Here is a 19,203-nt window from a genome sequence, read left to right as displayed (position 1 = left end):
GCCTCCGTCATCCTTCTACCTGCGTTCTGCTTCCTCTAGCGTTCACCCCGATCGAATGTGGCCGCGCTGACACCCTGCTGCCGCAAGGCGGTCCTGGCGATTTTCTCCGTCGGAGTTCGCGGAAGCGGTTTGTCGGTGATTTCGATATAGCGAGGCACCATGTGGCGCGGCGCCGATGTCCTGAAGTGCGCAAGCAGTTCGGCCGCCTCCAGCGTCGAACCTGGCCGGCGCTGGGCTACGACCATGATGTCTTCCTCAGTGAATTCGGACGGAATCCCGAACGCGGCGCTTTCCACGATTTCTGGATGCTTCTCGGCGACGGTCTCGACCTCGTAGGCGGAGATGTTCTCGCCCCGCCGCCTGATCGCCTCGTTCAAGCGGTGCTTGAAGTAGAGCCAGCCATCCTCGTCCATGCAGCCGGCATCGCCGGAATGATACCAAAGGTTTCTCAGTGTCTGCACGGTCTTGGCATCGGCGCGGTAGTAGCCGGAGAACATGCTCCAGTTCCTGCGGGGGCGTGACACGATCTCGCCGAGGGACCCATGCGGCAGAGGCCGGTCCCTGTCGTCGACGATCGCAACTTCCCAATCGGGATGCGGGCGACCGCAGGAGCCCGCTCTCGTATCTCCCACTGTGTCGAGGGTGACGAAACTGGTCTCCGTCTGTCCGTAGCCGGTGACGAGCCGTATGCCAAAGCGCCGCTCGAACGCTTCCTTGTCCGGCACCATAGGAATGCACTGGCATATGCGCACCGGATTGGCGCCGTCCCCATCGGAAGGCGGCTGACGCGAAAGGATGACCGCCATCGCGCCGAGCAGGTTCGTGGCGGTGGCGCCGCTGGCGCGGACCTGGTCCCAGAACCGTGACACGCTGAAGGCCTCGACCAGCGTCGTGCGCGTGCCGTAGATCAGCGGCAAGTAGACGCCGAACATTTGCGCGTCGGTGTGAAACAGCGGCAATGCCGAGAAGTAACTGTCGCTTGTCGTGTAGCCGAGATTGAGCGCCATCGCCGCCGCCCAGGAATAGCAGTGGTGGTGGGACATCAAAGCGCCTTTGGCCGGGCCGGTGGTGCCCGAGGTGTAGAGGATCGCCATCGGGTCGGAATAGTGGACGTCGGCCAAGTCGAAATCCGGCTGCCCGGCCATGCATTCCTCGAACCCGACGATGCGGCCGATCCGGATGCCGGCCGCCCGAGCTTCGCCTGGATCGGCACCTACGAGGACGAGGGTACGCAGTTCCGGCAGCCGGTCCTGGACCCTGGCGAGCTCGTCAAGCGCGCTCGCATCCGCAACGAGGAGCTCGGCGCCGCAATTGTTCAGGTTGTGGCAGAGCAGGTCACCCTTCAGGCCCGGATTGCTGGGCACCTCGATGGCGCCAAGGCTCGCCACGGCGAACCACATCGCGACCAGCTCGAGACAATTGGGCAGCAGCATCGCCACTCGGTCGGACTTGCCGATGCCAAGGCCGCGCAGGCCTCGCGCCAGCCGTCCCGAAACGATCTGCATCTCCTCGAAACTTGCGGAACGTCCGCAGATATCGATGAACGGGCTGTCGCCCAGGCGCTCGGCCTGCGTTAGCAGGATTTTCGGCAGAACCCGGGTCTCGAGATCGCCGTCATGCTGACCCGGGATGTAGGAGGAAGGGGCGACTTCAAGCATCGTCATCGCGCTCAAAAATCCTTGGCTCGTGCCTGCGCATCCGGAGACAGGAAGCCGCTTACCGTGGCCCTGGTCTCGAGCGCCATTGCATCCGCTAGGGAAGAGTGGAAGCCGTTGTTGATGGCATGCTTGATGTCGCCCACGGCGCCCTCGGGGCGCTCCGCTATCGCGCGGGCCAGTTTTTCCGCCTCACTGAGCAACTCTGCTTGGGGAACCAGCTTCCACGCGATGCCGACCTCAAGCGCCTTTTTGGCATCGTGCTTTTCGCCCAGGATCATCAATTCCTTGGCGACTTGTGGTCCGACTTGCTTGGTCAACAGGGCGGTAACGCCGCCAGTGACGAACAGCCCGTAGGTTACTTCAGGAAAGAACCAGCGCGCATTGTCCGCAAAGAGCCTGAAGTCGCAGTTCACGGCCCATTCAAGCGCGCCGCCCACGCACCAGCCATGCACGGCGGCAATCACGATCTTGCGTGACTGCATGATCTGCAGGGTGACGTTCTGGATGGCCTCGACCCAGGCCTGTGTCGCAGCCTCCGACGAGGTCTGGGCATCGAGATCCTTCAGGTCGTCGCCGGAGCAAAAGGCTCGACCCTCTCCGTGCAGGATGACAACTCGGATGGACGGATTAGCTTCAGCCCGCGCGAGCGCCTGTGAGAGCTCGTCTACGAGCTGCCTGTTCATGGCATTGAGGCGCTCGGGCCGGCATAGCATGATCCAGGCAATTGGCCCGTCGTCTCTAATGAAGACAGTAGGTGTCAAGGCATCCTCCTTAGACAATCATTGGTTCGGCATAAGTGCCCCAGACCTCGCGTAGCGCCGCACAGATCTCGCCGAGCGTCGCCTTCGCCTCCACGGCCTCGACGGTCTTCGGCAAAAGATTGGCTTCGTCGGACCCTGCCTCCTCGGCGAGTTCCTTCAGCAGCTTCCGGACACGGGCGTTGTCGCGCCCTGTCCGCACCGCGTTGAGCCGGTCGATTTGCAATTGCGTGCACTGTTCGTCATAGGGGTGGATGTGCACCTCGGCCGAGCTGCTGGCCTCATCGACATAGCGGTTGACGCCGACGGAGATCTTTTCGCCGGAATCGATTTTCTGGAACGTCGCATAGGCAGAGTCCGCGAGCTTCTGCTGAAACCAGCCTTCCTCGACCAGTTTCACGGCGCCGCCGCGCTCGTCCACTTCGTCCAGAAGCTTCCAGATCTCGGTCTCCATGTCGCGCGTGAGGCGCTCGATGAAATAGGAGCCGCCGAGCGGGTCGATCACGGAGGTCACGTTGATCTCGTCGCGGATAATCTGCTGGGTGCGGATGGCCAGCTTCATGGCCTCTTCAGTGGGGATGGCGAAGGCCTCGTCGAGACCGTTGGTGTGCATGCTCTGGCAGCCGCCCAGCACGGCGCCGAGCGCCTGGATGGCCGTGCGCATCAGGTTGTTGTGATGCTCGACCTTGGTCAGGCTCATCGCCGCAGTCTGCACATGCACCCGCAGCCGCATGGATTCCGGCTTCCTGGCCTTGAAGCGCTGCGCCATGATCTTGGCGTAGACCCGCCTTGCCGCCCTGAACTTGCAGATCTGCTCGAAGAAATCCTGGTGGCTGATGAAGAAGAAGGACAGCCTGGGCGCGAAGTCGTCTATGTCCATGCCGGCGCCGGTGACCTCCTCGCAATAGGCGATGGTGAAGGCCATGATGAAGGCGATCTCCTGCAGCGCGTTTCCGCCCACGTCCGACAGGTGATAGCCGCTGAGACTGATGGGATTGATCTTCGGCGTCGTCTTGGCGCTGTACATGATAAGGTCACGCAGCAGCCTGACGGCGGGGCGCACCGGATAGATCCACTCCTTCTGCGCGACATACTCCTTCAACGGATCCGCCTGCAGCGTGCCCGCCAGCTTGTGGAGGTCGTAGCCGCGCCGCGCCGCGACGGCGACATACATAGCGTAAACCACCCAGGCCGACGGGTTGATGGTGAGCGACACCGAGATCTTTTCCAGGTCTATGCCGTCGAACAGCCGGTCGACGTCGTCGACCGTGTCGATGGCGACGCCGACGCGCCCGACTTCGCCGAACGCTCGGGGGTCGTCCGAGTCCAGGCCAAGCAGGGTCGGCAGGTCGAAATCGGTGGAGAGCCCGGTCTGGCCGGTCTGGACCATGTATTTGTAGCGCTGGTTGGTGGCCTCGGGATTGCCGAAGCCCGCGACCTGCCGGATTGTCCACGGCCGGCCGCGATACATCGTCGGATAGGCTCCGCGGGTGAAGGGATAGGCGCCGGGGAAACCGAGCTCATCGGCCGGTATATCTGCGATGTCGGCGGCCGTGTAGACGCGCTTCAGCGGAATGCCGCATTCCGTCTTGTAGGCCGGCTTTTCCTCCGGCCTGCTGCTGAGCGCGGCGGCAAGTTCCTTCTCCTCCCACGCCGCCTGTTTTTCGCGGATGTCCTCGATCGCGGTTTCGGAGAACAGGTTCATGTCGCTCGCCGCTCGTTCGCCCAGCCGAGCAGAAGATAAGCCGCGCCGGAGGGGTCCATGTCCCTGTTCACGACGGCCTGGATATGCTCTCCGATCTCGTCGGCCCGCTCATCGAATTTGTGCTGAAAAAGATGTCTGGCCGCGCCGAGGATCCGCGTCCGGCAAATGCCCCGCTGCCGCTCGGCCAGCTCGCCGCTTTCGCGCAGATGCGACCAGTGCCTGGAAATGGCGTCCTTCAGCTCGCCGATCCGCTCGCCGGAGACCGCGCTTACCGGAAGGACCGGCGGCGTCCATTTCGACCCCGTCCGTTCCGAACCGAGGGTCATCATCCCGCGCAGGGCCGAGACGGTTGCCGCCGCTTCCGGCTTGTCAGCCTTGCTGACGGCGTGGATATCCGCGATCTCCAATAGGCCGGCCTTGATCGCCTGTATGTCGTCGCCGAGCCCGGGCGCCGAGAGAACGACGACGCTGTGTGCGGCCGTCACCACTTCCACCTCGTCCTGGCCGACGCCGACCGTCTCGATGATGATGGGTGAGTAGCCGGCGGCGTCGAGGACGTCGACCGCCTGCAGCGTCGACCGGCCAAGGCCACCCAGGTGGCCGCGCGTCGCCATGCTGCGGACGAAGGCCTGCGAGGATGAGGCCGCCTCGCTCATGCGCACCCTGTCACCGAGGATCGCGCCGCCGGAGAACGGGCTGCTCGGATCGACGGCGACGACGCCGACCTTGTGTCCCTCCGACGCGAATCCCCGGATGAGGGAAGACACAAGCGTGGACTTGCCCGCTCCCGGAACGCCGGTGATGCCGACGACATGCGCCTTGCCGGTATGCCTGTAGATTTCCGCCAACGCCGGCGCGGCCTCTGGATAGCCTGCCTCGGCGCGCGTGATCATGCGGGCGATGGCGGCGACATTGCCCCCGAGTATCTCGGGCACGAGCTCTATCGAGGGCCTATATGCCGCGCGCTTCACCGGTCGCGAAGGCATGGGGACGGTCATACGCGGCCACGAGCGGCAATCAGGTTCCTGATCGTCGTCACGATCAGCTCGGCCCGCGCCTCCTGCGGCACGATCGCGTCGACGCCGCTGTCCCACAAAGCGGCATAGTCCTGCTCGGGAATGACACCGCCGGCGACGACGAAGATATGGTCGGCCTTCGCCTCGCGCAGGCAGCGCCCCAGTTCCCGGAACAGCGGAATGTGCGAGCCGGAAAGCAGGCTGACGCCGATGACGTCAACGTCCTCCTGGACCGCCGCTGCCACGACTTCGCTCGGCGACTTGTAGAGGCCAGTGTAGACGACTTCCATGCCGGCATCGCGCAGGATCCGCGCAACCACCTTGGCGCCCCGGTCGTGCCCATCCAGCCCCAGCTTGGCGACAAGCACGCGGATGGGGCCGGCCGTCGCATCCCGGTTCGGCGTGTCGTCCGAGGCCTGTTTGGTCATGCTCGCTTCGTTCATGGGTCCCGGCCCGTCACTCGGCTGCCACGCCGACGCGGCCAGCGCCCGTGGACAGCACCGCTTCGATGGCGCTGGAGATGGTGCGCAATCCAAGATCGAGCTCGTCTTCCGAAATCGTCAGCGGCGGGGCGAGGCGGAACACGCCGCCCATCCCGGGTAGCTTGACGATGTTCATGCTGAGTCCACGCCTGAAGGCCTCGGCGGCAATTTTCGCACCGAGCTCATGATCGGGCTCACGACCTTGGCTGTTCTTGACGATCTCGACCCCCAGCATCAGGCCGCGGCCACGCACGTCGCCGACGCATTCGTAGCGCTGCTTGAGGCTGGACAGGCCGGTGAAAAGCCTGTCCCCGAGATGGCGCGCGCGCTCGACAAGGCGCTCTTCTTCGACGACATCGAGCACTGTCAGGCCAACGGCGGCCGGCAGCGGATCGGACACATGGGTAGTGTAGAACAGGAAGCCTCGCTCATGCGCGGTTTCCTCGATCTCGGCGGTCGTCATGACAGCCGCCAGCGGAAGGCCGGCGCCGATGGTCTTCGACAGGGTGAGGATGTCCGGCGTGACGCCGTCGCGCTGGAAGGCGAACATGTCGCCGGTGCGGCCGACGCCGGTCTGAGCCTCGTCGAGGATCAGCAGCATGCCGCGTTCGCGGCATTTCTGCTTCAACGCCGCGAGATAGCCTTGCGGCAGCTCCAGCATGCCGCCGCTCGACAGGACCGGCTCGGCGATGAAGGCCGCGAGGCTGCCGGTCGACTGGCTGTCGACCAGGGCGAAGGCGTCATCGAGCTCGGCCGCCCAGTCGAGCGAGCCGTCGGCCTTCTTGAAGCGCGGCCGAAAGCTGTTCGGCGCGGGGATCGCAATCGAGCCGGCCGCCGCTGGCCCGTAGCCCCTGCGCCCGGCGCTGTAGGTGGCGGAAGCGGCAACCCCGGTCATGCCGTGCCAGCTTTTGGAGAAGGCGACGATCTCGTGCTTGCCGGTCACCAGCTTCGCCATGCGGATGGCCGCCTCGTTCGATTCCGCGCCCGTCGAAAGCAGCAGCGCCCTGTCGAGGCCGGGCGCCAGCGTGGCGAGGCGTTCGGCAAGCTCGACGACCGGGCGGGACAGCATGCCGCTGAAGAGATGCGCCACCGTTTCGACCTGGCGCCGCACCGTCGCGACGATCCGCGGATGCGCGTGCCCGAGCAGCGCGCTCATCTGGCCGGAAGTGAAGTCGAGTATGGGCCGGGCATCGGCATCGTAGACGAACGACCCCTCGGCTCGCTCGATGATGGCGGGCTCGAAGGCGCCGCCATATCGAATAAGGTGCTTTCGCGCCGCCGACCAGAAGGCATTGTCCAGGTTTCTTGACATGTCGCAGCCTCGCCAAAAACGCAGGCCCGAAGATTAGCGGCTGGCGGTGCAGCAGTAAAATTGATAGATTCTGGAGTCAGATATCAACGGAATTGATATGCCCGCACCTCTCGATCTCAGATTGCTGGCGACATTTGTTCGCGCGGCGCATTCGGGAACGCTCAGCGCGACCGCCGTGCAGGTCGGGCGCACGCAATCGGCGGTGACGATGCAGATACAGCGGCTCGAGGATGCGCTCGGCGGCCAAAGCCTGTTCCACCGAAGCGGCAGCGGCGTGCGTCTTACCGGCAGCGGTGAGCGCTTTCTTGCCTACGCAGAGCGCATTCTCAAGATGCACGACGAAGCGGTTTCGGCTTTCTCCGGCAAAGGCCTGCAGGGCTCGATCATCTTCGGCAGCCCGGAAGACTATTTGAGCGCTTTCTTTCCCACGCTCTTGAGAAGTTTCGGGAGCCTCTATCCGGACATCGAGATCAAGGTCGTGGCGGCGCCGACTGTCGAACTGCACAATCTGCTGCATTCGCGGCAGGTCGATCTGGCGCTCGTCTCCATTCCCGATGCAAGCGCCTCCAAGGAGGTCGTGCGCACGGAAGCGATGGTCTGGGTCGGCAGCAAGCCGACATTGGAGCTACACGACTTCGGCGAGACCGTGCCGCTGGCCCTGCCGGCTTCGAACGCCATGGACCACAAGGCGGCCTGCGATGCCATGCTGCGCACCGGGCTGCGTTACAAGATAGCCTATGCCAGCAACAGCCTTACCGGTCTGATAGCCGTGGCGCGCTCCGGCCTCGCCATAAGCGTGATGACACAGAAAGCCGTCCCGTCGGACCTGTTCATCCTAAACGCGCCGCTTCCGAGATTATCGCGGCTCGGCGTTCTGATCGCCTTCGCCGAGACCACACGATCGCCGGCCGTCGAGGCGTTTGCCAGCCACATTCGGAGCGTCCTACCGTCGCTGTAATCGACTTACCGCCATCGAAATAGCTCGCGCAGTGGTCCGACCGTCGATTGGCCCTCCCCAGAGGCAGCCAATCCCCGCTAGATAACGGTCGCAATCGAACGAATTACTGGAGCAAAAATGATCCTATTGACGAGAGCTGTGGTTCAGCCCTGGAATTGCGACATGATGGGCCACATGACGACGCGTTTCTACGTCGCCTTTTTCGATGACGCCATCAACATCCTGCTGGGACAGGCGACCGGCTGGGCGCCGACGACGCCCGAATGGGCCGACAGGGGATGGGCGGACGTCCGGCATGAGATCGACTTTGTCGGCGAGGTGGCGTCCGGGGTCATCGTGGAAATCTACGGCGCGGTCCGCACTGTCGGCCGCACGTCCGTCCAGACGGATTACGAGATGCGCAGGCTCCATGGCGGCGAACTCGCTGCCAAGCTGGCCGCCAAGACGGTCTTCTTCGACCTTGCGGAACGAAAATCAATCCCGCTGACGGAGACTATGCTACAGCGCCTGAAATCCTCCATGGCGACCACCGCTGCGCCAGGTCACGGCGGCGCCATTTGAGGCTGAGACTAAGTGCTTGGTGATGGATCGATAGCACTGGGGCGCGCAGATCTCTAGGCCTGCAGGTGGGCGTCAGCTTTCAGAGTCGATAACGATTAGCGTAAACGGCGACGACCGGGCGCAAAACAGCCATTCCGCAGAAGACAAATGGGATGGGTGAGTGTCTGGGTCGGCTTCTTGAGTCCATTTCGGCGAACTGCCTCGTAACCTATTGACGAATAATGATTATGTTAGTCGTTGAGGACGTGAGTCTTCCGAACAAATCCAATGGCTTACGGGATGGTTAGCCAACCCAAATCCTTCGCATGATCTCGTATGGTCTGGCGAACCTAAAGACAATGACCGCGATTGATCCGTCGGCTTGGAAATATATGCGAATGGCAGGCTCTCGGACTGTGGGCAGCCCGCGCCATCTGGCGAGGGTGCGCTACCCGACAACTAAGGCTGCCAGGCGCCTTATGTTCCACCCTCGCGGAGTCCTGCAATGACGCGTGTCGCAGGTCGTCTCCGCCGCGCATGTGTTTCACTCGCTAGGCCGCTCCCGCACTTGGCAAGGAGCCAGACCTTCGTCGCCTCTGCAGCCAGAAAACGAGCCCGAGCAGCAAGAACGCGGGGAGCACGAACCAGTAGCGGGATGGTCGGCTGGTTGGCACCATGATCCCGGTGATTTCGTCACCGGGCTGCAGCCCGAATTTTGCCGCCTGACTGCCGAGGCGCACGATTCCGACTGTCATTGTGTCACCCAGAGCAGTCACGGTCAGTCCAGCTCTTTCCAGCCTCTCTGTCGCGTTCTTGCCCTCGGCGAGATCGAGCCGGATCAGCTTCTCGATCTCGTCGCCGCTGATGTTGAACGTCTTCAACTTTAGACGAAGCGCTTCTCCCGAAGGCGTGGCGTCTACGGTTTGGTTCAATTCGGAGACGGGTTTCGCCGTAAAGGGCTCATCGACCAGATCGAGCCAGTAGCCCGGGCGAAATAACGTGAAGCAGACCAACAGGAGTGCTAGCGACTCGTACCACCGGTTTCGGACCAGGAACCAATTCTGGGTCGCCGCAACGAAAGCAACCATGGCCAGCGCCGATGTCACTATGACGAGGATAAAATCCAGGGGCCCCTGGATGTCTATCATGAGCACGCCGTTATTGAAGATGAAGATGAACGGCAACAGTGCCGTCCTGATTTCATACTTGAATCCCTGAAAGCCGGTCTTCACGGGATCGGCTCCCGAAATGGCAGCCGCTGCATATGCCGCAAGACCAACCGGCGGCGTCACATCGGCCATCAGTCCGAAATAGAAGACGAAAAGATGCACGGCTACTAGCGGCACAGCCAGATCGTTCTGGGCGGCGAGATCCACCATCACGGGCGCCATCAGTGTCGCAACGACTACGTAACTCGCCGTGGTCGGCATGCCCATGCCCAGAATGATGCAGATAACGGCGGTAAACAGCAGCATGACCATGAAGCTGCCGGCCGAGATGAATTCGACAAGCTCGGTCATCACCAGCCCGACGCCGGTCAAGAGCACCGTGCCGACGATAATGCCGGCCGTCGCTGTGGCAATACCGACGGTGGTCATGTTGCGCGCGGACGCCGACAAGCCCTCGATGAGATCGACGATACCTTCCCGCCAGCGCAGCGCAAATTGATGTTCCCTTCGAAAGAACGCCGTCAGCGGGCGCTGCGTGACGATCAATACCATCAGGGCAGCGGAGCCCCAGAAGGCGGAGAGGCCCGGCGAAAGCTCCTCGACCATCAGGCACCAGATGAGGAGCACCACCGGCAGCAGGAAATGCAGGCCGGTTCGTGCCGTCTCACCGAAATGCGGTATCTCCACAATATTGCCTTTGAGGCTGTCGAGCGGCAGGTCGGGGTGCTTGGCCCTGTAAGCGACAAGCCCGACATAGACGATGGCAAGCGCCGCAACGATCACCCAGGTCGCCGCGCTGCCGAAGACCGTTTTGGTCCAGCCGACGCCGTAATAGACGAGCCCGGCCAGAATGACGAAGGCGCAGACACCCATCAGCGAGCGCACGGCCCCTTGCAAGGCGGGATGACGGCTGCGCGACGGCAGACCCTTCAACCCCATCTTCATCGCTTCGATATCGACGATGTAGAAGAGCGAGCCATAGGTGAGCAGCGCGGGAAAGAAGGCGTGCTTGACTACTTCGGCGTAGGAAATGCCGACATATTCGGCAATGAGGAAGGCGGCCGCTCCCATCACGGGCGGCATGAGCTGCCCGTTGACGCCCGCTGCGCATTCGATGGCACCTGCTTTGACCGGCGTGTAGCCGACGCGCTTCATCAGCGGAATGGTGAAGGTGCCGGTGGTGACCACATTGGCGATCGATGATCCCGAGATCATTCCCGTCAGGCCAGAGGCGACGACCCCGGCCTTGGCGGGGCCGCCGCGGTATTTGCCGAGGATGGAGAAGGCAAGCAGGATGAAATAGCCGCCGGCCCCGGCACGCTCGAGCAATGTTCCAAACAGCACGAACATGAAGACAACGTTGGTCGAGACGCCGAGCGCAACGCCGAACACGCCCTCGGAGGTGAGCCACATCTGCGAGGCGGCGCGCGACAGCGTCGCGCCCTTGTGCGCCAACAGGCCGGGCATATAGGGCCCGACGAAGATGTATATCAGCATGAGGCCGGCGATGATGGTGATAGCAGGGCCGACGGCGCGCCGGGCAGCTTCCATCAATACAACGATGCCGACGATCGAGATGACGAGATCGGTGGTCGTGGGAAGCCCGGGCCGGGTGGCGATCTCGCTGTAGAAGACGACGAGATAAAGCGCCGCCGTCGCGCCCGCTATGGCAAGCACCCAGTCGGGCGGCGGAACGCGGTTGCGTGAGGAGCTTTTGAACGCCGGGAAGGTGACGAGTGCCAGAAACAGCGCAAAGGCCAGATGGATGGACCGCGCGATCCCGTCGCTGACAACACCGAAGCCAAACATATAAGGGATCGGCGAGGAGTACCAGAGCTGGAACAACGACCAGGCGAGCGACACTGCCAGAACGAGATACGCGGCGAGACCCGTCGGCTTGCGCCCACCAGTGTCGGCCTCCGCCACGATCTCGTTCAGCTTGTCGAGGTCGACGTCTTCAGGCGCTTCCACCTGGCGGAACTGATCTGTCATCGCTCTCCCCTCGACCGTATTTTTTATCTTGGTCGTTTGGTTTGCGGCCAGAGCCGCCCGCCAAGGCGGCCCGGGCCAATGTCACAGGTTCAGAGCCAGCCTTTCTCCTTGTAGTAGCGCTCGGCGCCCGGATGCAGCGGCGCCGAAAGGCCGGCCTTGACCATCTCCTTCGGATCGAGATTAGCGAAGGCCGGATGCAGCTTCTTGAAGTCGTCGAAGTTCTCGAAAACCGCCTTGACCATCTCGTAGACCACATCGTCGGGGGTCTTGGCGCTCGTCACCACGGTGGCGCGCACGCCGAACGTCGTCGTCGGATCGGGGTTGTTGGCATACATGCCCCCGGGGATGGTCGCGACCGAATAGTAGGGATGCGCCTTCACCAGCGCATCAACGGCCGGACCAGTCAGCGGAATGAGCTTGGCGCCGCAGGCCGTCGTCGGATCCTGGATTGCCGCGGAGGGATGTCCCACGCCGTAGAAGAAGCCATCGATCTTGTTGTCGCAAAGCGCGCTGCCCTGTTCATCGGCCTTGAGTTCGGCGGCGAGCGAAAAGTCCTTCAATGTCCAACCCATCTGCTTCAACAGCTCTTCCATCGAGGACCGCGTTCCGGAACCGGGATTGCCGACATTGAAGCGCTTGCCCTTGAAATCCTCGAAGACTTTCACGCCGGCATCCGGCCGTGCCAGAACGGTGAACGGTTCGGGATGGACCGAGAAGACCGCGCGCAGGTCCTTTATTGCCTTGCCGTCGAAAGGGCCGACGCCGTTATAGGCCTGAAACTGCACGTCGGATTGGGTAAGGCCGAAATCGAGGTCGCCGGTATTGATTGAGTTGACGTTGAAAACCGACCCGCCCGTCGATTCGGTCGAGCAGCGTATGCCGGTCTTTTGCCTGTCTTTGTTCATGAGCCGGCAAATGGCACCGCCCACGGCATAATAGACACCGGTCACCCCGCCGGTGCCTATAGTGATGAACTTCTGCTCGGCAAACGAAGGTGTGGCGGCAAGCAGGCACCCCGCCGCGGTCACGGCAACCAGGGATTTCAGCAGATTATGCATTTCGATTACCTCTCTGGTGGTTGGTCCCGACCTTGCGCCGGGCTCCGGTCATGCGCGTCCCGCCAAGCCGGGCGCGCGCAAAGCTGCATCGACCGCGTCGCCGAGCCGCTCGACGATGGCATCGATGTCCTGGCTGGTGGCAATGAACGGCGGCGCGAGCAGCACATGGTCGCCGCGGACGCCGTCGATCGTGCCGCCCATGGGGTAGACCATCAGGCCGTTGTTCATGGCTTCGCTCTTGACCCGCGCGTTGAGTTTCAGCGCCGGATCGAAAGGCTCTTTTGAACCACGGTCGGCCACGAGTTCGATCGCCTGGAACAGGCCGCGGCCACGAATGTCGCCGACATGGTGATGATTGCCGAAACGTTCGCTCAGGCGCCGCTCAAGACGCGCGCCCATCGCTTTGACATTGTCAAGCAGATGGTCGCGACGGATCACCTCCTGGACCGCGAGACCGGCGGCCGCGGCCATCGGATGCCCCATATAGGTGTGGCCGTGCTGAAAAAAGCCGGAGCCGTTGGCGAAAGCGTCGAAGATATGCCGGCCGAGCAGCACGGCGCCGATCGGCTGATAGCCTCCGCCGAGTCCCTTGGCGATAGTCATCAGATCGGGAACGACGCCTTCCTGTTCGCAAGCGTGAAGCGTGCCGGTGCGGCCCATGCCGCACATCACCTCGTCCAGGATGAGCAGCACGCCGTAACGGTCGCAGATGGCCCGAATGCGCTTCAGGTAATCGGCCACCGGCGGCACGGCTCCGGCAGTCGCGCCGACCACCGTTTCGGCGACGAAGGCGATGACCTCGCCGGCACCAAGTTCGAGTATCTTGTCCTCCAGGGCCTGCGCCGCCCTCACAGCGTAGTCAGCATCGCTTTCTCCGGGCAATTGATAGCGATAAGCGAAACATGGATCGATATGATGGGTTTCGATGAGCAACGGCTGAAACTGCCGCCGCCGCCATTCATTGCCGCCTGTGGCGAGTGCGCCGAGTGTGTTGCCGTGATAGCTCTGACGGCGGGCGATGACGTGGCGGCGCCGCGGCTCGCCTTTCTCGACAAAATATTGCCGCGCCATCTTCAGTGCCGCCTCGACGGCCTCGGACCCGCCGCTCACGAGATAGACATGGCTCAGTCCAGCGGGAGCATCTTCAGCGAGACGATCGGCGAGCCGCTCGGCAACCTCGGTGGTGAAGAAGCTGGTATGAGCATAAGCAATGCGATCGAGTTGGTCGTGCAGCGCCGCGATGACATCTGGATGGCCATGACCGAGACACGACACGGCCGCGCCGCCGGATGCATCGATATAGGCGCGACCGTTGCTGTCGAATATCTGGACGCCTTTGCCGCCGACGGCGATCGGAAGCAAGCCTTTGGTCGTGCGATGCAGAAGATGGGTCATTTCATGCCAAGCCGCGGTTTCAGATGTATGTTGAGCGCTGCGTGGTGCTCGTCTGTACACCGAAGCACGGCCAGCGCCGACTCGCCGCCGTGGCCAGCCACCAGCGCGGCCAGGATTTCAGCAACGGCAAAAGCGGGCGCCATAGTGTGGAAAAAAGACGGGCTGTGCGTAGGAACGACGATCACGTCCTGCGCAATCTGAGCGAGTGGCGCAACCTTGCTGTCCGTGATCGCGACAACCGGGACGCCGCGCCCAGCGGCATATTCGGCGATCTCCACGGTCTGTCGGGTATATGGAAGCACGCTTGCCACCAGTAGCACGTCGGCATCGGTGGCGCGACCGATGGCGTCGGCGCCGGTTCCGGCAATACCGTCAAGCAGAACCGAGCTCTCGCCGATGAGCGACAAAACATAGTGCACGTGCCAAGCGATGGGATGGCTGGATCGCAGGCCAAGGCAATAAATGCGTCGTGCCTCCGCGAGGCGTTTCGCCGCCGCCACGATCCGCTCCAGGACTTCCGGCCGGCCCAGCCGGGCGATCTGGACGGCAAGCGAGTCCATCATCTCGGTCGCCTGGGCGCGATCACCCTTGAGCTTTTGGCTCTTCACCTGGATTCCTGCTTTCCCGGCAAAGCCGAGGTGGCCGCCCCGCACCGCCGCCGCGTAGGAATCGCGCACCACGTCGTAGCCTTCGAGACCCAGGTGTTTGGCGAGGCGCGTCATGGTGGCCGGTTGCACGCCCGCCTGCCGCGCCTGCTCACGCATGGATAACAGGGCCACGTCGCTCGGATGATCAAGCATGTAGCGAGCCGCTGTCCGCAGCTGCGCCGACATGCCATCGAATTCGGCTATGAGGCGTTCCGCCAAGGGCCCCTGATCCATCAAAGCAGTCTGCCGCGCTTGAATTCGGTTTGCAACAAATGTTTCACACGGTATTTTGGTGATCCAATTGTCAACATCGGTCATCCGAATGCAGTCTCAACCATCAAACCGCGCGGTTGCGATCGCCGTCGCACCGAATGGCGGCAGGCGCACGAGAGCCGATCATCCGGCTCTGCCGATGACGCAGACCGAGCTGGCTCGGGCAGCCGCGGAGTGTCTCGAGGCTGGCGCGGCCATGATCCACCTCCACGTCCGCGACCGGCACGGGCGGCACGTTCTCGACCCTGACGCGTATCGCGCCGCTACCGCTACCGTCCGACGCTGCGTTGGCGATGCCCTGGTGGTGCAAATAACAAGCGAGGCGCTTGGTCTTTATGAGCCCGAAAGGCAGATGAAGGTGGTGCGCCAGACCAGACCCGAGGCGGTCTCGCTGGCGCTGCGTGAACTTGTCCCGGATCGACATGCCGAGGCGGCTTTCGCCACGTTCCTCGCCTGGCTAAGGCACGAGCACGTGCTGCCGCAGATCATCCTCTATGATCCTGACGAGGCGTTGTACCTGTTCGATTTGCATCGACGGGGGCTAATTCCCTGGGACGACATTCCTGTGCTGTTTGTCTTGGGCCGCTATACAGCGTCGCAGCAATCTGCCCCCACTGATCTGCTGCCATTCCTTTCGCCTCACGTTCCACGCTTCCGGTCGTTCATGGTCTGCGCCTTCGGTCGTGACGAGGCTGCTTGCGTATGCGCGGGAGCATTGTTTGGTGGAGACGTCCGGGTCGGGTTCGAAAACAATCTTCTGCTTCCGGACGGTTCGATTGCGGCATCAAATGCGGTTCTGGTCGATACTGTCGCGCAGCGGCTCCGGGGCTTTGGACGGCCAATCCATACCGGGGCCTCATTACGAAATAGCTGGCAGCGTTGAGATCGTAGCGAATAGGTTTGAGAGAACTGTCAGACCAATTTTGCCCGCTGCTCGTTGGGTCCCTGGCAAATTCCACGGCGTGCCCCAGGGAACAATGCCAGATTCGAAGACGCGCGAAGCTCATCACGCCGGGGAGGCGGTCGACATAAACTCAGCGACCATTGGCGAGCTCATGGCGGCCGGAGGGCTCGACCTCGCGCAGGCAAGTGCAATTTTTTGAGGCCAGGCCACTCTCGAGTTGGCGGGAAGTTGCGCGGCTCCCCGGATTTGATCCAGAAACAATCACGCGCCTGAAAGCAGGCAGACTAGAGATTCGAACGCTATCTGTCCTCGCATCGAGTGATGCGGGCCCAGTCTGACTTTTGCCTTTTGCCGCACCATGGTCTGCAAGGCGCGAGTCTCGAATTGACCGCCGGCTGTCGTGGACTTGCCGTTGGCGCGGTCGATGAATGAAGGCTCCTTCGGGCCGCCCCAGTCAATAGTCTCGAACAGCAACGAGACAGCTGCCTCGGATGGTGGCCACCACGAGCCGGCCGTTCGGATAATATTTCGGTAATGCAGCCGCCTGATCCTCAATGGTTGCGCCATCAATTTCGCACAACGCACCTCCGAGTAACCAATTCTGACCAGTCCTGTCCCCCACCACAGCTATGTAATCCCCGTCGCGCGGGTAACCAATTAACCCAATCTGCTCATATTCTTCCAATTCGCGCATCTGAGTTTACATCCCTCCAAAGGACATCGTTTCGTATCTACGAATGGCAAGGTCCCGCGCATGCGATGGGCGGCCCGGCACCACCCCAACGGGTGCTGGGCCGCAGGGAAGTGCCCGCGCAGTCGCACTTCCTCGAACACATGCCTGACGGATCACTGAGAGCTGCTCGACTGAGGAACCGACGACTCGTTGGCGCAAACTACGAGCGCAAGTTGTGGCGAGGCTCCGGCTTGTTGTCGGCTTGAGACAGCCATAAGGCTCTGTGCTCCTGTGAAAGACCTCTCATGGCCGAGCGCGCCGCGGGGGTGATTTCGTACGCGCCGCAAAAGGCGCATTGGAACTCTGCCTGCCGGTGCACCAGATCGGCTTCCAGGGCGGCCCCCTCACAAATCGGGCAAGTTGATGGATAATATTTGCGGCCTCTATCAAACGGCAAGACATTCGTTCGTGGACACCGCGCTTTTCAGCACTAAGCTTTGTCATGAAACCCCAGTTGCTGACAGTAAGGCCCGCTCCTTTTCTGACCATTACTGCATTCTCACGCCGTCATCTTTCACAAAGCCTCTACCGGCCGGGCGGCTGCATGAGACAACAGCCGCTGGGCCTGACGGGCGCGGCTCGTTCCGAACGCAACGCGACCCGGTCCCTGCCCCCTTAGCCATGGCGTGTCCGAGAGGCCCGCTGGGTTTGACGGACAGGCCGAAAGTTCATCCTTGCTGCTCGACTTACCAGACAGGGAGGCGAACTATTCCCGGCCGGAAGACATTTTTTTGAAAACCTTGCGCAAGGAGAGCGCCGGCGTGACCGTAGAGGCCGAGGTTGGCATCAAGGCCGGACGATTTCGTAGCCGGCGAATGGGGCAGCGCCATTCGGTCATCGCACAGAGCTGGCGGCGCAACTGGCAGCACGCCGTGCCGTTCTTTGCCTATCCCGCGAGCCTCAAGCCGTGCGCCGCACCGCATTAGGCATGGATAAGCTTTCATTCATGAAAGATCGGAGTGGCAACAGATATCTCTATACCAACTTCACCAAGGATCAGTTGGAGGCCCAGCAAGCTTTTGACAAAGCACATGGGCCGAAAACCGCAACAGCGCACGATCGTACAGTAGTCATTCGAGGGCCGCTCCATCTCGGGCTGACTCCCCGGCGATCTGCTTCCTGAACGGTACCCATCTCGAGCACATGGCGCCGGGAATGCCCTCTTCCATGATTGCGGGCTGATGCGACTTCTGCCGGCCGCGGGAAGCCTGGGAACGCGTAAGCCCATCTTCCCCGTCGCATGCGACGTCGTCATTGGCTTCACGCTGATGCCAGCCAGTGCGCCGGGTTCAGCCGAACGCTTGCGGCGCGCCATGAAGCTCGAGGATGCGTGGTTTAATCACGCGGCGCTTAATGAACTCAGCCGGCCGCCATCAGATATTTCGGCCGCGTACAGCACCTTCCGGCCAGTAATTTGGCTGACGTGGGTTGCCGCTCGTGTGGTCTCCTGACCTTGCCCCACACGTGCGCAGACCGTTCGGCACGAAGCCTTGGGCCCCACGGAAGCAAACGAGCTCACCGAGTCTCACATAATCGCGACTGGCATGGAATAGTTTCCGCTCGATCTCGGTATATGCAACAACCAGGTGAAGTTTGTCCGTGCTCGTCACTTTGCATAATTTTCGGGTGCTCAGGCATAGCGTTTCTGGCGCTGAAATGCGGGAGACGAGCGCACGAGGATCTGCTCCGAGGCGCTCAAGACCGAAAGTTCTGCCGCTCGGTCCCAGCGTCCCCCTGCCCCGCCTCTTGATCTGGGTCGCCCCGGCCGAGAAAACCTCACCGTGTCGTTCGATCGACCGTTCGCCACATGACCAGCGTCCACCAAGGCAGTGGAAATCAACCTGAAACACAGGTGTCTCAAAGGGAGGAAATAATGGATCAAACACTTTCGCAACGCTTCGACGCTTACCAAACCGTCCAAGACCCTGTGGTTCTGGACAGTCGTGTGTGCTGTTGTGCTGACGATGATCATCGGCTTCACCGCCGGAGGCTGGACGACGGCTGGAACGGCGGCGGAGATGGCCAAGACATCCGCCATGAAGGCAAAGGCTGAACTGGCTGCCAATCTTTGTGTCGAGAAATTTATCACGGCGTCCAACGCCGGCGACAATCTCGCCAAGCTGAAGGGAACCTCCTCTTATCAGCGAGACAGCTTCATCAGCGATGGCGGGTGGGTGAAACTGGCCGGGATAAAAAGCGATGTGCCGGGTGCGGCGGATCTGTGTGCCGATAAACTGTCAGCGATGGACACGATCCCGACGAACGGCGTGGCTCAGGAGAACACCAAGAGCTGATTGCTTTGATTTCGCCCGGCGAGGCGATTGTCGCCGGGCGATACTCGCGACGGAGGCGCAGCCATGTATGAAGCGTGGTTTTCAAGGCCCGTGCCAGTGGCCACCGGCGTATTTGGCGAGATCAACAATCTTTCCAATGCCAAACAGGCTGTCGACCTGCTTTCCAAGCACTGGCGCAGCGCGGGAAGCCAGAAGCATCTGGCGGCGCTCAGGGCCTGCCGGCAAGCGATGAACGGTGGTATTGCGGCTGACGTGGCCAGGGACGCCTTGGTCGACGCGGCTCGAGAGGCGCACATGCTCGTCGAGTAA

At 62.1% G+C, this 19,203-nt stretch carries 18 protein-coding genes; 7 read left to right on the top strand and 11 right to left on the bottom strand.

Annotation, left to right across the window (positions count from 1 at the left end; genetic code table 11):
- Nucleotides 1-35: 35 nt before the first annotated feature.
- The 6 genes from FJ425_RS06055 to FJ425_RS06030 are packed head-to-tail and all read right to left on the bottom strand — an operon-like array spanning nucleotide 36 to nucleotide 6,931.
- On the bottom strand, nucleotides 36-1,664 hold the full coding sequence (locus FJ425_RS06055; RefSeq protein ID WP_140630177.1) for an AMP-binding protein: 1,629 nt from the start codon (nucleotides 1,662-1,664) through the stop codon (nucleotides 36-38).
- Nucleotides 1,665-1,669: 5 nt separating this feature from the next.
- Nucleotides 1,670-2,419 carry an enoyl-CoA hydratase/isomerase family protein gene (locus tag FJ425_RS06050; RefSeq protein ID WP_246673279.1) on the bottom strand — a complete coding sequence of 250 codons (750 nt, stop codon included), beginning with the start codon at nucleotides 2,417-2,419 and terminating at the stop codon, nucleotides 1,670-1,672.
- 10 nt (nucleotides 2,420-2,429) lie between these two features.
- Entirely contained in the window at nucleotides 2,430-4,121 is a 1,692-nt protein-coding gene (locus tag FJ425_RS06045) for a methylmalonyl-CoA mutase family protein (protein WP_140544024.1), read from the bottom strand.
- Complete coding sequence (gene meaB, locus FJ425_RS06040; protein WP_246677891.1) at nucleotides 4,118-5,056, bottom strand: methylmalonyl Co-A mutase-associated GTPase MeaB; 939 nt, start codon at nucleotides 5,054-5,056, stop codon at nucleotides 4,118-4,120. The genes FJ425_RS06045 and meaB overlap by 4 nt, the downstream gene beginning before the upstream one ends.
- Before the next feature lie 59 nt (nucleotides 5,057-5,115).
- Nucleotides 5,116-5,565: a cobalamin B12-binding domain-containing protein gene (locus FJ425_RS06035; protein ID WP_140544029.1), complete on the bottom strand. Its 450-nt coding sequence runs from the start codon at nucleotides 5,563-5,565 to the stop codon at nucleotides 5,116-5,118.
- Between the two features lie 28 nt (nucleotides 5,566-5,593).
- Entirely contained in the window at nucleotides 5,594-6,931 is a 1,338-nt protein-coding gene (locus FJ425_RS06030; protein WP_140722344.1) for an aspartate aminotransferase family protein, read from the bottom strand.
- Between the two features lie 97 nt (nucleotides 6,932-7,028).
- On the opposite strand from FJ425_RS06030, the gene FJ425_RS06025 reads away from it, so the two are divergent.
- The gene (locus tag FJ425_RS06025; protein ID WP_140630153.1) at nucleotides 7,029-7,889 is read left to right on the top strand and encodes a LysR family transcriptional regulator; all 861 of its coding nucleotides are present in this window, start codon (nucleotides 7,029-7,031) and stop codon (nucleotides 7,887-7,889) included.
- 117 nt (nucleotides 7,890-8,006) lie between these two features.
- The gene (locus tag FJ425_RS06020; protein WP_140722341.1) at nucleotides 8,007-8,450 is read left to right on the top strand and encodes a thioesterase family protein; all 444 of its coding nucleotides are present in this window, start codon (nucleotides 8,007-8,009) and stop codon (nucleotides 8,448-8,450) included.
- Between the two features lie 530 nt (nucleotides 8,451-8,980).
- Here the strand turns inward: FJ425_RS06020 and FJ425_RS06015 are convergent.
- The 4 genes from FJ425_RS06015 to FJ425_RS06000 all read right to left on the bottom strand — a co-directional run bounded on the left by FJ425_RS06015 (nucleotide 8,981) and on the right by FJ425_RS06000 (nucleotide 14,924).
- On the bottom strand, nucleotides 8,981-11,590 hold the full coding sequence (locus FJ425_RS06015; protein WP_140722338.1) for a TRAP transporter permease: 2,610 nt from the start codon (nucleotides 11,588-11,590) through the stop codon (nucleotides 8,981-8,983).
- Nucleotides 11,591-11,679: 89 nt separating this feature from the next.
- Nucleotides 11,680-12,648 (bottom strand): TAXI family TRAP transporter solute-binding subunit, encoded by a 969-nt coding sequence (locus tag FJ425_RS06010; protein WP_140722335.1) that lies wholly within the window; start codon nucleotides 12,646-12,648, stop codon nucleotides 11,680-11,682.
- Nucleotides 12,649-12,696: 48 nt separating this feature from the next.
- Nucleotides 12,697-14,043 (bottom strand): aspartate aminotransferase family protein, encoded by a 1,347-nt coding sequence (locus tag FJ425_RS06005; protein WP_140630139.1) that lies wholly within the window; start codon nucleotides 14,041-14,043, stop codon nucleotides 12,697-12,699.
- Nucleotides 14,040-14,924, bottom strand: a complete 885-nt coding sequence (locus tag FJ425_RS06000; protein WP_140722519.1) for a MurR/RpiR family transcriptional regulator — start codon at nucleotides 14,922-14,924, stop codon at nucleotides 14,040-14,042. The genes FJ425_RS06005 and FJ425_RS06000 overlap by 4 nt, the downstream gene beginning before the upstream one ends.
- 88 nt (nucleotides 14,925-15,012) lie before the next feature.
- On the opposite strand from FJ425_RS06000, the gene FJ425_RS05995 reads away from it, so the two are divergent.
- The gene (locus FJ425_RS05995; protein WP_140722516.1) at nucleotides 15,013-15,846 is read left to right on the top strand and encodes a 3-keto-5-aminohexanoate cleavage protein; all 834 of its coding nucleotides are present in this window, start codon (nucleotides 15,013-15,015) and stop codon (nucleotides 15,844-15,846) included.
- Nucleotides 15,847-16,321: 475 nt separating this feature from the next.
- Here FJ425_RS05995 and FJ425_RS05990 read toward each other — a convergent pair whose 3' ends face one another.
- Nucleotides 16,322-16,561, bottom strand: coding sequence for a hypothetical protein (locus tag FJ425_RS05990; RefSeq protein WP_140722332.1), 240 nt, complete (start codon nucleotides 16,559-16,561; stop codon nucleotides 16,322-16,324).
- A gap of 713 nt (nucleotides 16,562-17,274) precedes the next feature.
- Here FJ425_RS05990 and FJ425_RS05985 point away from each other — a divergent pair.
- The 4 genes from FJ425_RS05985 to FJ425_RS05970 all read left to right on the top strand — a co-directional run bounded on the left by FJ425_RS05985 (nucleotide 17,275) and on the right by FJ425_RS05970 (nucleotide 19,203).
- Complete coding sequence (locus tag FJ425_RS05985) at nucleotides 17,275-17,526, top strand: hypothetical protein (RefSeq protein ID WP_140722329.1); 252 nt, start codon at nucleotides 17,275-17,277, stop codon at nucleotides 17,524-17,526.
- Nucleotides 17,527-17,781: 255 nt separating this feature from the next.
- The gene (locus tag FJ425_RS05980) at nucleotides 17,782-18,051 is read left to right on the top strand and encodes a hypothetical protein (RefSeq protein ID WP_140722326.1); all 270 of its coding nucleotides are present in this window, start codon (nucleotides 17,782-17,784) and stop codon (nucleotides 18,049-18,051) included.
- 513 nt (nucleotides 18,052-18,564) lie between these two features.
- On the top strand, nucleotides 18,565-18,894 hold the full coding sequence (locus FJ425_RS05975; protein WP_246677890.1) for a hypothetical protein: 330 nt from the start codon (nucleotides 18,565-18,567) through the stop codon (nucleotides 18,892-18,894).
- Between the two features lie 63 nt (nucleotides 18,895-18,957).
- On the top strand, nucleotides 18,958-19,203 hold the full coding sequence (locus tag FJ425_RS05970; protein WP_140541381.1) for a DUF982 domain-containing protein: 246 nt from the start codon (nucleotides 18,958-18,960) through the stop codon (nucleotides 19,201-19,203).

The sequence above is a fragment of the Mesorhizobium sp. B2-7-2 genome (assembly GCF_006440775.1).
Classification (GTDB): domain Bacteria; phylum Pseudomonadota; class Alphaproteobacteria; order Rhizobiales; family Rhizobiaceae; genus Mesorhizobium.
Note: the sequence above shows the minus strand (reverse complement) of the source record. Positions and strands in the feature narration are given on the sequence as shown.